Source organism: Enterococcus sp. 2STP (assembly GCF_032465635.1).
Taxonomy (GTDB): Bacteria; Bacillota; Bacilli; order Lactobacillales; family Enterococcaceae; genus Enterococcus_B; species Enterococcus_B lactis.
Genome location: NZ_JAWDJH010000037.1, coordinates 99,705 through 114,116 on the forward strand (window position 1 = coordinate 99,705; position 14,412 = coordinate 114,116).

Annotated in this window: 11 protein-coding genes; 10 read left to right on the forward strand and 1 reads right to left on the reverse strand. The window is 39.8% G+C overall.

The window, feature by feature from the left end; genetic code table 11:
• Positions 1-73: 73 nt before the first annotated feature.
• The 7 genes from topA (at position 74) to RWU19_RS13825 (ending at position 8,362) form a co-directional block, all read left to right on the forward strand.
• Positions 74-2,152: a type I DNA topoisomerase gene (gene topA / locus RWU19_RS13795; protein WP_002290218.1), complete on the forward strand. Its 2,079-nt coding sequence runs from the start codon at positions 74-76 to the stop codon at positions 2,150-2,152.
• The gene (trmFO, locus tag RWU19_RS13800) at positions 2,121-3,497 is read left to right on the forward strand and encodes an FADH(2)-oxidizing methylenetetrahydrofolate--tRNA-(uracil(54)-C(5))-methyltransferase TrmFO (RefSeq protein ID WP_123837996.1); all 1,377 of its coding nucleotides are present in this window, start codon (positions 2,121-2,123) and stop codon (positions 3,495-3,497) included. Before topA ends, trmFO begins: the two co-directional genes overlap by 32 nt.
• A 197-nt stretch (positions 3,498-3,694) precedes the next feature.
• A complete protein-coding gene (gene xerC, locus RWU19_RS13805; RefSeq protein WP_002290220.1) occupies positions 3,695-4,600 on the forward strand; it encodes a tyrosine recombinase XerC in 906 nt (301 codons plus the stop codon).
• Positions 4,601-4,635: 35 nt separating this feature from the next.
• The gene (gene hslV / locus RWU19_RS13810) at positions 4,636-5,184 is read left to right on the forward strand and encodes an HslVU peptidase proteolytic subunit (protein ID WP_002290221.1); all 549 of its coding nucleotides are present in this window, start codon (positions 4,636-4,638) and stop codon (positions 5,182-5,184) included.
• A gap of 13 nt (positions 5,185-5,197) precedes the next feature.
• Positions 5,198-6,598 (forward strand): ATP-dependent protease ATPase subunit HslU, encoded by a 1,401-nt coding sequence (gene hslU / locus RWU19_RS13815; protein ID WP_002290222.1) that lies wholly within the window; start codon positions 5,198-5,200, stop codon positions 6,596-6,598.
• A 15-nt stretch (positions 6,599-6,613) separates the two neighbouring features.
• Positions 6,614-7,405, forward strand: a complete 792-nt coding sequence (gene codY, locus RWU19_RS13820; protein ID WP_002290223.1) for a GTP-sensing pleiotropic transcriptional regulator CodY — start codon at positions 6,614-6,616, stop codon at positions 7,403-7,405.
• Positions 7,406-7,486: 81 nt separating this feature from the next.
• The gene (locus RWU19_RS13825) at positions 7,487-8,362 is read left to right on the forward strand and encodes an aldose 1-epimerase family protein (RefSeq protein ID WP_123837997.1); all 876 of its coding nucleotides are present in this window, start codon (positions 7,487-7,489) and stop codon (positions 8,360-8,362) included.
• Positions 8,363-8,506: 144 nt separating this feature from the next.
• On the opposite strand, the gene plsY is transcribed toward RWU19_RS13825, so the two are convergent.
• Positions 8,507-9,145: a glycerol-3-phosphate 1-O-acyltransferase PlsY gene (gene plsY, locus RWU19_RS13830; protein WP_002290229.1), complete on the reverse strand. Its 639-nt coding sequence runs from the start codon at positions 9,143-9,145 to the stop codon at positions 8,507-8,509.
• Between the two features lie 126 nt (positions 9,146-9,271).
• Here plsY and RWU19_RS13835 point away from each other — a divergent pair, with 126 nt between their 5' ends.
• The 3 genes from RWU19_RS13835 (at position 9,272) to parC (ending at position 14,379) form a co-directional block, all read left to right on the forward strand.
• Complete coding sequence (locus tag RWU19_RS13835; protein ID WP_002315197.1) at positions 9,272-9,706, forward strand: CoA-binding protein; 435 nt, start codon at positions 9,272-9,274, stop codon at positions 9,704-9,706.
• A gap of 165 nt (positions 9,707-9,871) precedes the next feature.
• Positions 9,872-11,917, forward strand: coding sequence for a DNA topoisomerase IV subunit B (parE, locus tag RWU19_RS13840; RefSeq protein WP_070770712.1), 2,046 nt, complete (start codon positions 9,872-9,874; stop codon positions 11,915-11,917).
• An 11-nt stretch (positions 11,918-11,928) separates the two neighbouring features.
• Positions 11,929-14,379 (forward strand): DNA topoisomerase IV subunit A, encoded by a 2,451-nt coding sequence (gene parC / locus RWU19_RS13845; RefSeq protein ID WP_002290233.1) that lies wholly within the window; start codon positions 11,929-11,931, stop codon positions 14,377-14,379.
• The last annotated feature ends 33 nt before the right edge of the window (positions 14,380-14,412 follow it).

The window sequence follows — 14,412 nt, forward strand, 5'->3', positions numbered from 1 at the left end:
ATGATTAGCTACGATTTGTATGAATCCTCTTTTAATAGTAGGAACACGACAATGGAAAGGAGTCCATTCAGTAATGGCGTATAAATATTTAGTGATTGTAGAATCACCTGCAAAAGCCAAGACGATTGAGAAATATCTTGGACGAAACTATAAAGTAATGGCCAGTGTTGGCCATATAAGAGATTTACCGAAAAGTAAAATGGGTATCGATTTTGAAAACAATTATGAACCCCATTATATTTCTATACGCGGAAAAGGCGATGTCATCAAAAGCCTGAAAGCCGCAGCAAAAAAAGCTCAAAAAGTTTACTTGGCAAGTGACCCGGATAGAGAAGGAGAAGCGATTGCTTGGCATTTAGCGTACCTACTTGGGTTGGATCTGAAAGAAAAAAATCGGGTGGTCTTCAATGAAATCACAAAAGATGCAGTCAAAGCAGCCTTTAAGGAACCAAGAACGATCGATGTAGATTTAGTAGATGCACAGCAAGCACGTCGTACCTTAGACAGAATCGTTGGTTATTCGATCAGCCCTATTCTTTGGCGCAAAGTCAAGAAAGGGTTAAGTGCAGGACGTGTCCAATCTGTCGCTTTAAAAATTATTATTGACCGTGAAAAAGAGATCCGAGAATTTGTTCCAGAAGAATATTGGAGCATCGACGGTAATTTTAAAAAAGCTCGCAAGAAATTCAAAGCAAATTTCTGGGGAATCGACGGTAAGAAAAAGAAATTACCAGATGCACAAAGTGTAAAAGAAGTCACTGCTAGAATTGATGGAACAGACTTCGAAGTTAAAAAAGTAGAAAAGAAAGAGCGCAAAAGAAACCCTGCGAATCCTTTCACTACAAGTAGCCTGCAACAGGAAGCTGCCCGTAAATTAAACTTTCGAACAAGAAAAACCATGATGGTAGCACAACAATTATATGAAGGAATCACTTTGGGTAAACAAGGAACAGTCGGCTTGATTACATACATGCGTACTGATTCTACCCGGATTGCCGATACAGCAAAAGCAGAGGCCGCAGCATTTATTGAAGATACGTATGGAAAAGAATTTTCTAGACATGATCACCGAAAGATCAAAAATGCTCAAGGCGCACAAGATGCCCATGAAGCTGTGCGTCCAACGAGTGTGCTTCGTACACCAGAAGAACTCAAACAATATTTAGATAAAGATCAATTGAAACTTTATACATTGATCTGGTCACGTTTTGTGGCTAGTCAGATGACGCCGGCTATTTTGGATACAATGAAAGTAACATTAGAACAAAATGGTGTGATCTTCATTGCGAACGGTTCAAAAATCAAATTCAAAGGATTCATGCAAGTGTATGTGGAAGGTAGAGATGACGGCAAAGAAGAGAAAGAAAATATTCTTCCAGAACTTGAAGAAGGCGATGTCGTCCAATCTGTTGATATTGAACCAAAACAGCATTTTACTCAACCACCTGCACGTTTCAGTGAGGCTACGTTGATTCGTGCACTAGAAGAAAACGGGGTAGGGCGACCTTCCACTTATGCACCAACACTTGATACGATCCAAAGACGCTACTATGTAAAATTGACACAAAAAAGATTTGAGCCGACAGAATTAGGAGAGATTGTCAATTCGCTGATCTGTGAATTCTTCCCTCAAATCGTCGATATCCATTTCACAGCAGAAATGGAAGGAGATTTGGATAAAATCGAAGAAGGCACGGAAGCGTGGGTCAAAGTAGTCGATCGTTTCTATAAACCGTTTGAAAAAGAACTGACGAATGCGGAAGAAAAAATCGAAAAAATCCAAATCAAAGATGAACCAGCAGGATTCGATTGTGATGTCTGTGGACATCCGATGGTGATAAAATTAGGGAAATACGGGAAGTTTTATGCTTGTAGCAATTTTCCTGATTGTCGGAATACCAAACCGATCGTAAAAGAAATCGGTGTGACTTGTCCAGTATGTCATGAAGGGCAAGTCATTGAACGAAAATCTAAGAAAAACAGACTGTTCTACGGTTGTTCTCGTTTCCCAGAATGTGAATTCACTTCTTGGGATAAACCAGTGGGCAGAAATTGTCCAAAATGTGACGGATATCTGGTCGAAAAGAAAGTCAAAGGTGGCAAACAAGTAGTCTGTGTAAATGGAGACTACGAAGAAGACATCCAAAAATAATAGAAAAGAGGTTCTTTCATTGAAAATGGTAAATGTTGTTGGAGCAGGACTTGCCGGAAGTGAAGCTGCTTGGCAGATCGCACAAGCAGGAGTACCTGTCCGTTTATATGAAATGCGTCCAGTCAAATCGACTGAGGCGCATCACACAAGTAATTTTGCTGAACTAGTATGTTCCAATTCACTAAGAGGAAACAGTTTGGCTAACGCAGTAGGATTATTGAAAGAAGAAATGCGACGATTGAATTCAGTAGTAATCACTTCGGCAGATGAAACAGCAGTGCCAGCTGGTGGTGCTTTAGCTGTTGACCGAGATTCTTTTTCTGAAACGATTACCCGAAAAGTCAAAGAGCATCCATTAGTAACAGTGATAAACGAAGAAATTACTGAAATACCAGAAGGAATCACCGTAGTAGCAACAGGACCGCTGACTTCTCATCCATTGGCAGAAAGCATCAAAGCATTCAATGGTTCAGATGGTTTTTATTTCTACGACGCAGCTGCACCGATCGTAGACAAAGCTACGATCGATATGGATAAAGTATATTTGAAGTCCCGCTATGACAAAGGAGAAGCAGCTTACTTGAACTGTCCGATGACAGAAGAGGAATTCAAAGCTTTCCATGAGGCACTAATCAATGCCGAAGTGGCAGAACTTAAATCTTTTGAAAAAGAAAAATATTTTGAAGGATGTATGCCAATCGAAGTAATGGCACAGCGTGGATTCAAAACAATGCTTTTTGGTCCTATGAAACCAGTTGGATTGGAAGATCCTAAAACTGGCAAACGCCCTTATGCTGTTATCCAGCTACGTCAAGACAATGCTGCAGCTTCTTTATACAACATCGTGGGCTTCCAAACTCACTTGAAATGGGGCGAGCAAAAACGTGTTTTCCGGATGATTCCTGGATTGGAAAATGCTGAATTCGTTCGCTATGGTGTTATGCACCGAAATAGCTTTATGAATTCGCCAGAATTACTGAAACCGACGTATCAATCAACGAAACGCGAAGATTTGTTCTTTGCAGGTCAGATGACTGGTGTAGAAGGCTATGTTGAAAGTGCAGCAAGCGGATTACTTGCTGGAATCAATGCCGCACGCTTAGCAAAAGAAATGGAACCAGTCGAGTTTACACAAGAAACAGCTATTGGAAGCATGGCTTATTACATTACTCATGCGGAAGGAAAACATTTCCAACCAATGAATGCCAACTACGGTCTGTTTCCTGAATTGCCGGAACGCATTCGGGACAAAAAAGCAAGATATGAAGCAATTGCCCAACGCGCTTTAAAAGCGAATGAGACAATAAAAAAAGAATTAGAAAAAACAGCAGTCCCAAATGAGTGAGCAAACTCGATGAAGAGGGTGAGACGGATAGTCTCGCTCTTTTTCTTGCGTTTTTCTTAAGGATTTCTCAAACAAAATGTGAGGAATTGCATTAATTGTGAACAAACTTAGAAATATTGGTTAAATTCTGACAATTTATTTGTCTTTTTGTAGACGCTGTGCTAAATTATTCTCTGGGACAAAAGGAAGGTGAGAAAATGACGGAAGCCACGTGGGAACAAAAATTTTTGCGTTATTTGATTGTCGAAAGAGGATATTCAGAAAAAACGAAAGAAGCATATGAAGAAGATATTCTCCATTTTAAACATTTCTTGGAGGAATCTGGAGACGCTGATCTGCTGAAGGCGGAATACTTTACGGTTCGTGTCTATTTGAGTGCATTAGCTGATCATCGCCCCAGCTATAGCAGAAACTCTATCAGTCGCAAGATAGCTAGCCTACGTTCGTTTTATCAGTACCTTCTCAAAGAAGAAGTGATAAAAGAAAATCCATTTTCTTACGTTCATCTCAAAAAGAAAAATTTGAGATTGCCACGCTTTTTTTATGAAAATGAAATGCAAGCACTTTTTGACAGCGTAGCAGGAGATAGTCCTCTAGATTTGAGGAACCGCGCTTTGCTGGAAGTCCTTTACGGATCTGGTATCCGTTTAAGCGAGTGTAGCAATCTGTTGGTATCAGACATTGATTTTGATTCAGAGGTCATGTTGATTCATGGTAAAGGAAACAAGGAGAGATACGCGCCTCTAGGTTCTTTTGCCCAAGATGCTCTACAAGAATATTTCACAGAAGGCCGTCAGGTATTGATGACAAAATATCACGAAGAGCATGATATTGTTTTTGTGAATCATCATGGAAAACCAATCACGCCTACTGGTATTGAATATGTCTTGAATCAGATGATCAAAAAAAGCAGCTTGGATAGTGATATCCATCCCCACATGCTGCGTCATACATTCGCCACTCATTTATTAAATAATGGGGCAGATTTGCGGACAGTCCAAGAATTGTTAGGACATGCCAATTTATCAACTACCCAGATCTATGCCCATGTAACAAAAGAAAGTTTACAAAAAAACTATCGTTCATTCCATCCAAGAGCGTAAAATAAGGAAAAGAACAAATTTAGGAGGAAGCAAACATGGTCGAATCACCATTTCATTCAACCACAATCTGTGCTGTCGAAAAAGACGGAAAATTTGCCATGGCTGGAGATGGCCAAGTAACAATGGGTGAATCTGTTGTCATGAAAGGCACAGCAAAGAAAGTACGACGTATCTACAATGGCGAAGTCGTTGTAGGTTTCGCCGGAAGTGTCGCAGATGCATTTACTTTAGAAGAAAAATTTGAAGGCAAACTGAACGAATACAATGGAAATCTGCAACGTGCAGCTGTTGAATTAGCTCAAGAATGGCGGACACAGCAATCTATGCAAAAACTTGAAGCGATGCTGATCGTAATGAATGAGAAAGAAATGCTTCTTGTTTCAGGTACAGGAGAAGTGATTACGCCAGATGATGGCATCTTAGCTATCGGATCAGGCGGAAATTTTGCGTTGGCCGCAGCCCGAGCAATGAAAAATTATGCTCAAAATGACATGAGTGCGAAAGAAATTGCAGAAAATGCGTTAAATATTGCCGCAGACATCTGTATCTTTACTAATCATAATATTATCGTAGAAGAACTGTAAGAGGTGAGTAAATATGTATGAATTGAAACAAACACCAAGACAAATCGTAAGTGAATTAGACGAGTACATCGTAGGACAGCATGCAGCAAAAAAATCTGTTGCCGTCGCTTTGCGTAACCGCTACCGCCGTTTGCAGTTAGATGAAAAAATGCAACAAGATATTACACCCAAAAATATGCTGATGATCGGACCTACAGGGGTCGGTAAAACAGAAATCGCGCGACGTTTGGCCAAAATCGTCAATGCACCATTTGTCAAAGTCGAAGCAACAAAATTTACTGAAGTCGGTTATGTCGGAAGAGATGTAGAATCAATGGTCCGGGATTTAGTAGAAAATGCGATCCAAATCGTAGAAAAAGAGCAATACAGCCGTGTATACACAAGTGCTAAAAAAAATGCTGAAAAACGTTTGGTAAAAATCTTAGTGCCTGGTATAAAAAAAGAACAGAAACAATCCACTAATCAATTTGAACAAATGATGAATCTTTTTAATGCTAGTCAGCAAAACAACGCTGAACCACAAGAAGAAGTGACAGAAGATATTCGGATCAACCGCCGTACAGTTTTGGAACAACTACAAAAGGGATTACTGGACAATCGTGAAGTAACCATTGAAGTCGAAGATCAAAAGAAACCTGCACCAATGATGAACAATGGATTGGAGCAAATGGGGATCGACCTAAATGAAACGTTAGGTGCTCTAACACCAAAGAAAAAAGTGGAACGGACGGTAACAGTCAAAGAAGCTTTAGAGTTATTAATCAAAGAAGAATCAGCAAAACTAGTCAAGGATGCTGATATCCATAGTGAGGCAATCAAATTAGCGGAAGAAAGCGGGATTATCTTTATCGATGAAATCGATAAAATTACTTCTAAATCACAGCAATCTGGAGAAGTATCCAGAGAAGGCGTCCAAAGAGACATATTGCCAATTGTCGAAGGTTCACAAGTAAACACAAAATACGGAATCATCCAAACAGATCACGTCCTATTCATTGCTTCAGGAGCTTTCCATTTGTCTAAACCAAGTGATCTAATTCCAGAACTTCAAGGACGCTTCCCAATACGGGTAGAATTAGATGATTTGACAGCTGAAGATTTTGTGAAAATTCTGACTGAACCGAATAATGCTTTAATAAAACAATATGTAGCATTGATTGGTACAGAAAATGTGTCAGTTACATTTACAAAAGAAGCAATTGAACGGATCGCTCAAATTGCTTTCGATGTCAATCGTGACACAGATAATATCGGTGCACGTAGACTGCATACTATTTTGGAAAAACTATTAGAAGACCTATTATTTGAAGCACCAGATATGCAAATGGGTGAAATAACGATTACAGAAGCATACGTTGATGACAAACTTGGCTCAATTGCGGCAAATGAAGATTTAAGTCGCTATATTTTATAAAATCGGAGGACGACCATGACAGACTTGCTAACGAAAACCCGCAAGATAAACACACTTTTGCAGCAAAAAAATACTTTTGACATGCAAGCAGATTTGCCTTACGATAAAATGGCTGTCACATTAGGTGGTATTCTTGACAGTAACACCTATATCATAGGAAGTGACGGAGTATTACTAGGTTATAATGAACGTCACGATGTGAATAATGAACGAATCAAAACAATGTTTGTTGAGAAACAATTCCCTGAATCTTACACTGATACAGTGGCACAGCTGATGAAAACTGAAGCTAATATCCCGATTACAAGTGATATTACTGCGTTTCCGGTAGAGTCAAGAGAAAAATACCCATTTGGTTTGACGACCGTTGTTCCAATCTTTGGAGCTGGCGAACGTCTGGGGACGATCATTTTATCTCGCATGGAACAATCGTTTGCAGATGACGATCTTGTCTTAGCAGAATATGGAGCTACGGTTGTCGGTATGCAGATTCTTTATCAGAAGTCTCGAAGTATCGAAGCTGATGTACGGAGTGCAACGGCTGTTCAAATGGCAATCAACACATTGTCTTACAGCGAGTTAAAGGCTGTACAAGCCATTTTTGAAGCATTGGATGGAGATGAAGGACGTTTGACTGCTTCTAATATCGCCGATAGCATCGGAATCACTCGTTCTGTGATCGTTAATGCTTTACGAAAATTGGAATCAGCTGGAATCATTGAATCTCGCTCGTTAGGCATGAAGGGAACTTATTTAAAAGTATTGAATTCCCGTTTTAAAGACGAATTGGCAAAACATAGTTATTAGAAACAAGGGGACTGGGGCGGATATAGATGTTTGCTCCAGCCTTCCCATTTTAAAAAGTAAGTCGAAGTTGGAGGAATGGCAATGACTGTTATTATTCAAAATGACCAGCTGATCGCTGAAATCGCTGAACACGGTGCGGAATTGATCAGTTTAAAATCAAAAGAACACGGTTTAGAGTATATCTGGCAAGGTGATCCAGCGTATTGGGGCAGACATGCACCAGTTTTATTCCCTTTTGTTGGACGTTTAAAAGATGACCAGTATGTTTACCAAGGGAAAACATATCAAATGGGACAACATGGATTTGCCCGAGATATGGATTTTGAAGTCATTGAACATGGACAAGAAATGGCTAGTTTCATCTTGCGGAGTACACCGGAGACATTAGAAAAATATCCTTTTGATTTTGAATTAGTGATTAGTTATGAATTAGGAGGAGACGGTATCACGGTCCATTACCAAGTAGCAAATACAGGTGAAGAAGAAATGTTCTTTTCTATCGGTGGACATCCTGCTTTCAATGTACCTCTTGAAGAAGGATTGTCATTCGAAGACTTTTATCTAGCATTTTCTCCATTGAAATCAAGATTACGCCTGCCTTTGAAAGGCCCATTCATTGATATGGATCAAAAGACGTTAGGACAAACAAATACGAATTTGGCTTTGAATCGGGAGCTTTTTGATCAAGATGCATTGGTTTTTGAAACAAGAGGACTAAATGCGTACGCCATTCGGAGTGAAAAATCTTACCATAGCATAACTTTAAGCTATAAAGATATGCCTTATGTAGGAATCTGGTCTCCTTATCCAAAAGAAGCTCCTTTCGTTTGTATCGAACCATGGTGTGGAATTGCTGACACGGTGAATATCAGTGGAAACTTGATGGAAAAAGTAGGAATCAATCAACTAGGTGCCCATGAAATCTTCAAGACAAAATATTCGATCACAGTGAAGTAAGAGGGTGTAAAAAAGCTATTCTACATCAAGTAATAAGAGGTTGTGGCAGAAGTGGTCAGCTTCTGGAACATCGTTTGTTCGAAAAAAGGGAGTGTGACATGGATTTGTCACACTCCTGTTTTATCTCTTTGGACTGAAAAAGTGTCAGGATTTTTTCTTGCTGCTGTTCAAACCAAATGGGATTCGACTTTCCGTATGGTTTCTGATACGCTTGATATTGTCTTTGTGACGATAGAAGATAAAGGAAGAGACTAAAAAGGCAATGATCGTCAGCAACCAATTGGGCTTAGCCAAAATCACAGGAGCTACATAAGGAAGGACAATCGTGGATAAAGTGATCAACGCTGCACTGATCATACTGCTCAAACTCACCATACTTGTACAAAATAGACTAACGATAAAAATGATACAGGAATAAACAAAAAATACAGGATTAAATCCTAAAAGCATTCCTGCACTTGTCGCAACAGCTTTTCCTCCTTTAAACCCAGCAAATATCGGAAATGTATGACCAAGAATCGCACATACCCCAAACCAAAGAGGGTTAGTCCCAGAAAGGTGAAAAATCATCGGCAGACAAGTAGCCAATGTACCCTTTAAAATATCCATAAGAAGGACAACGATCCCGGCGGTTTTGCCTAATACCCGAAATGTATTGGTGGTTCCAGTATTACCGCTCCCATGTTGCCGGATATCTTTTTTGAAAAACAATTTGCCGATCCAGACACCGGAAGGAATAGAACCTAAAAGATATGCTAAAATAAGTAATAAGATCAATTTCATTTTTTACCCTCTCTCAAGTTAAAAACTATCCTTTATTTTAGCATGAATAGGTAACAGGAACAATTGAAAAAATGAAAGATAGAAGTATAATAGATGAAATAAAAAGAAAAGCAAGGGGTGACAGAAATGTCTATAAAAAATCCAACACAAGAAACGATTTTTAACTATTTGAAAGAAGCAAAAAATATTGCCGTCGTAGGCTTGAGCAATAAACCAGAGCGAACAAGTTACATGGTTGCACAGGTATTGCAAGACAATGGATATAAAATCATACCAGTAAATCCATTATTGGCTGGTGAAGAAATTCTAGGAGAGAAAGTCTATGCGAATGTAACAGAAATCGATGATCCAATCGATATCGTAGATGTATTTAGACGGAGCGAATTTTTGCCTGAAATAGCAGCTGATTTTTTGAAAACCGATGCTAAAGTGTTTTGGGCACAACTAGGGATCGAAAACGAAGAAGCAGATGAGATGCTAAGAAAAGCAGGACGCACAGACATCGTAATGGATCGCTGTATCAAGATTGAACTTGGTAAGTTGAAAGAAAACCAAAAATAAAAATGACCACAAAGAAGAGATGATCGATAGAGAGGAATGTCGAAAAAGCGGTTAGGAGATAATTAAAATTGATTTCTCATCTAACCTCTTTTTTTTCACGACCTTTTCTAGTATGATAATCGTGGTGCGGTTTTGCCGCAAAGTATTATTGAAGGAGCGTTTGCCTTGGCAAAAAAAGTAAACAACGAATATAATGACTCGTCCATCCAAGTATTGGAAGGATTAGAGGCAGTTAGAAAAAGACCAGGGATGTACATTGGATCCACTGACAGCCGAGGCTTGCATCATTTAGTCTATGAAATCGTCGATAATGCAGTTGATGAAGCATTATCAGGATATGGCAGTGAGATTGATGTGACCATCCATGAAGACAATAGTATAACTGTTGCAGATAGCGGACGCGGGATGCCTGTAGGGATGCATGCTTCCGGAATCCCAACAGTTGAAGTGATTTTTACTGTGCTGCATGCTGGCGGAAAGTTTGGCCAAGGAGGGTACAAAACTTCTGGTGGACTTCACGGTGTAGGAGCCAGTGTGGTAAATGCCTTATCGAAATGGCTGACTGTAACAATCGTTAGAGATGGCGTAGAGTATCAGCAGAAATTTAAAAACGGCGGTAAACCTGACGGTACGTTGAAAAAGATAGGAAAAACAAAAAAAGCAAATGGGACGATTGTCCATTTTTTACCAGACGATACAATATTTAGTACAACAAAATTTTCATACGAAATTTTAGCCGAACGGTTAAGAGAATCTGCCTTTCTTCTAAAAGGCGTTAAAATCTCACTTTCTGATCTTCGGGGAGAAGAATCAGTCAAGGAAGTTTTCCATTATGAAGAAGGAATCAAAGAATTTGTTGATTACCTGAATGAAGAAAAAGATACATTGACACCGGTCGTTTATTTTTCAGGAGAAAAAGAAGGTATCGAAGTAGAGGTCGCTTATCAATACAATGATGGGTATTCAGAAAATGTCTTATCGTTTGTCAATAATGTTCGGACAAAAGATGGCGGAACCCATGAAGCTGGAATGAAAGCGGCAATGACGAAATCTTATAACGAATATGCGAGAAAAGTCGGCTTGCTGAAAGAGCGGGACAAGAATCTGGAAGGTAGTGATTTCAGAGAAGGATTAGCTGCTGTTCTCTCTATCCGTGTACCTGAAAATCTTCTGCAATTTGAAGGCCAAACGAAAGAAAAACTTGGTACGCCAGTTGCTCGTACCGTAGTAGATAACGTCATCAGTGAACAAATGGGCTTTTATTTGCAGGAAAATAGCGAAATGAGCCAGATGTTGGTCCGTAAAGCAATCAAAGCGAGAGAAGCGAGAGAAGCAGCACGTAAAGCCAGAGAAGAAAGCCGAAATGGGAAGAAACGTAAAAAAGGCGAATCTCTTCTTTCAGGAAAATTGACACCCGCACAATCCCGAAACCCTAAGAAAAATGAATTGTATTTAGTCGAAGGGGATTCTGCCGGCGGATCTGCTAAACAAGGAAGAGACAGAAAGTTCCAAGCAATTCTACCTTTACGAGGAAAAGTCATTAATACCGAAAAAGCTAAAATGCAAGATATCTTGAAAAATGAAGAAATCAATACGATGATCTATACGATTGGTGCAGGAGTCGGCCCTGAATTTTCTATCGAAGACTGTAATTACGACAAAGTAATCATCATGACCGATGCGGATACAGACGGCGCCCATATTCAAGTATTACTGCTTACTTTCTTTTATCGTTATATGAAACCGCTGATTGAAGCTGGGAAAGTATATATCGCGTTACCGCCTTTATATAAAGTATCCAAAGGACAAGGGAAGAAGCAAGTCATTGAATATGCGTGGACAGATGACGAATTGGCAGCAATGATTAAAAAAGTCGGCAAAGGATATATGCTACAGCGATATAAAGGACTTGGAGAGATGAATGCGGAACAATTGTGGGAAACAACGATGGATCCAACTTCCCGTACGTTGATCCGCGTCCGTATCGACGATGCTGCGCAAGCTGAGCGTCGGGTAACCACACTAATGGGTGACAAAGTAGAACCTCGAAGAAAATGGATCGAAAATCACGTACAATTTACGTTGGAAGAAGATGGCAGTATCTTAGATAAAAAAGAGGATGCTGAAATCTCTCCTTCAGTTTCTAATGAATTATTAGATGAAGAACGAGCAGATAAAAACGAAGATAATCAGTTATTTGAAGTAGAATAGGAGGTCACCTGATGGAAAATCGACAAGAAGTACAAGAATTAACTTTAGAAGAAGTGATGGGTGACCGCTTCGGACGTTATTCCAAATATATTATCCAAGAACGTGCACTGCCTGATATCCGTGATGGATTGAAACCAGTGCAACGCCGGATATTATTTGCCATGAACAAAGATGGCAATACGTATGACAAAGGATTCCGTAAATCAGCAAAATCTGTCGGAAATATCATGGGAAATTATCATCCTCATGGTGACAGCAGTATTTATGAAGCGATGGTCCGCATGAGCCAAGATTGGAAGTTGCGGGAAGTACTGATCGAGATGCACGGAAATAACGGGAGTATGGACGGTGATCCACCTGCTGCGATGCGTTATACTGAAGCCAGATTATCCAAGTTAAGTGGAGAGATGCTAGCAGATATCGAAAAAGAAACAGTTGATCTCGTGTGGAATTTTGATGATACAGAAAAAGAACCAACAGTCCTTCCAGCTCGATACCCAAACCTTCTAGTCAATGGATCGACAGGTATATCTGCTGGATATGCGACAGAAATCCCGACGCATAACTTAGCTGAAGTGATCGACGGCACAATCTATATGATCGATCATCCACAAGCGAGCCTTGAAAAATTGATGGAATATATTCCTGGACCTGACTTTCCAACAGGAGGGATCTTGCAAGGAAAAGATGAAATCAAAAAAGCTTATGAAACAGGGCGAGGAAAAGTTATTCTTCGTTCGAAAACAAAGATAGAAGCAATGAAGGGCAACAAACAGCAAATCGTGATCACTGAAATCCCATATGAAGTAAATAAAGCGACATTGGTGAAAAAAATGGATGAGATCCGTTTGAATAAGAAAATCGATGGAATAGCTGAAGTACGAGATGAAAGTGATCGGACTGGTCTGCAAATTGTCGTTGAATTGAAAAAAGACGCCAACGCTCAAGGTATTTTGAATTATTTGTTCAAAAACACTGAGCTACAGATCAATTACAATTTCAATATGGTCGCTATCGATCATATGACTCCGCATCAAGTTGGACTGAAAGACATTTTAAGAAGTTATATCGAGCATCGAAAGCAAGTCATAACAAAACGCAGCCAATTCGATTTAGCCAAAGCTCAAAAAAGACAGCATATCGTGGAAGGCCTGATGAAAGCTTTATCGATTCTGGATGAAGTAATCGCAACGATTCGTGAAAGTAAAGACAAAAAAGACGCCAAAAAGAATTTAGTCGACGTTTTCCAATTTACAGAAGAACAAGCAGAAGCAATCGTCACATTGCAACTATATCGTTTGACGAACACAGATATCACAGAGCTTCAAAAGGAATCTGAAAGCTTGATTGCACAAATCACAGAGTTGAATAAAATCCTTTCAAACGACAAAGAGCTTTTCTCTGTTATGAAAAAAGAATTGCGAGAAGTGAAAAAAAATTACTCTTCCGCTCGTCTGACGACAATCGAAGACGAAATCGAAGAAATCAAAATCGATACGCAAGTTTTAGTGGCGCAAGAAGACGTAATCGTCAGTGTGACACGAGAAGGCTATGTGAAGCGAACAAGCCTTCGTTCTTATAGTGCTTCCAAACCAGAAGAAATCGGGATGCGAGAAGGCGACTACTTGCTGTACTCAGGTGAATTGAGCACATTGGACCATGTTCTTCTGATTACGAATAAAGCAAATGTGATCTACCGTCCTGTTCATGAACTACCCGATTTGAAATGGAAAGATGCTGGCGAACACATTTCTCAAACAATCTCCAATCTGTCTGTAGATGAATCGATCTTAGCTGTTTTCCCATATCAAAAAATCCAAGCAGAGAAAACATTTGTATTCATCAGCAAGAATGGATTGATCAAGCAAACACGAATGACAGAGTTCGAACCATGGCGCACCTACAAGAGCCGTCCGCTCAGCTGTATGAAGCTAAAGGCGGAAGAAGATGAACTTATTGCTGTATATCTGAAAGAAGATCAGCCAGGCTTAGATGTGTTCTTAGTAACGCATCAAGGAATGGGCTTGCGCTATCCTTTAACAGATGTTCCCGTTGTTGGAGCAAAGGCAGCTGGAGTGAAGTCTATGAATTTGAAAGATGGAGATAGGATTGTCAATGGGCTGCTTGTGTTAGCAGACGGAGATACGCCGATCGTAATCGTTACTCAGCGAGGAGCTGTGAAACGCATGCTTGCTCAAGAAATCAGCCAAACTTCACGTGCGAAGCGGGGAGTGACGGTCATGCGTGAGCTGAAAAAAAATCCGCACCGCATTATCTATATGTCGGAAGGAAGATCAAAAGAAATAACCTTGATGAATCAAAAAGGACAACAGATAACGATTGATCCAACGGATTTTCCTATAGGTGATCGAACATCGAATGGTTCGTTTGCTATGGACGAGAAAAAAGGTGGAGAAGTCATCGAAGTTATCGATGCTCCTGAGATTTTCATCGAATCATAACTGTTATGGTATTTTAGTGAAGAGGGGCCATCT

Bases quoted from the DNA above. Each gene is read 5' to 3' on its own strand.
- parC (WP_002290233.1), top strand. From the start codon at position 11,929: ATGGAAAATCGACAAGAAGTACAAGAATTAACTTTAGAAGAAGTGATG.
- topA (WP_002290218.1), top strand. From the start codon at position 74: ATGGCGTATAAATATTTAGTGATTGTAGAATCACCTGCAAAAGCCAAG.
- xerC (WP_002290220.1), top strand. From the start codon at position 3,695: ATGACGGAAGCCACGTGGGAACAAAAATTTTTGCGTTATTTGATTGTC.
- plsY (WP_002290229.1), bottom strand. From the start codon at position 9,145: ATGAAATTGATCTTATTACTTATTTTAGCATATCTTTTAGGTTCTATT.
- RWU19_RS13825 (WP_123837997.1), top strand. From the start codon at position 7,487: ATGACTGTTATTATTCAAAATGACCAGCTGATCGCTGAAATCGCTGAA.
- codY (WP_002290223.1), top strand. From the start codon at position 6,614: ATGACAGACTTGCTAACGAAAACCCGCAAGATAAACACACTTTTGCAG.
- RWU19_RS13835 (WP_002315197.1), top strand. From the start codon at position 9,272: ATGTCTATAAAAAATCCAACACAAGAAACGATTTTTAACTATTTGAAA.
- hslU (WP_002290222.1), top strand. From the start codon at position 5,198: ATGTATGAATTGAAACAAACACCAAGACAAATCGTAAGTGAATTAGAC.
- hslV (WP_002290221.1), top strand. From the start codon at position 4,636: ATGGTCGAATCACCATTTCATTCAACCACAATCTGTGCTGTCGAAAAA.
- trmFO (WP_123837996.1), top strand. From the start codon at position 2,121: ATGGAGACTACGAAGAAGACATCCAAAAATAATAGAAAAGAGGTTCTT.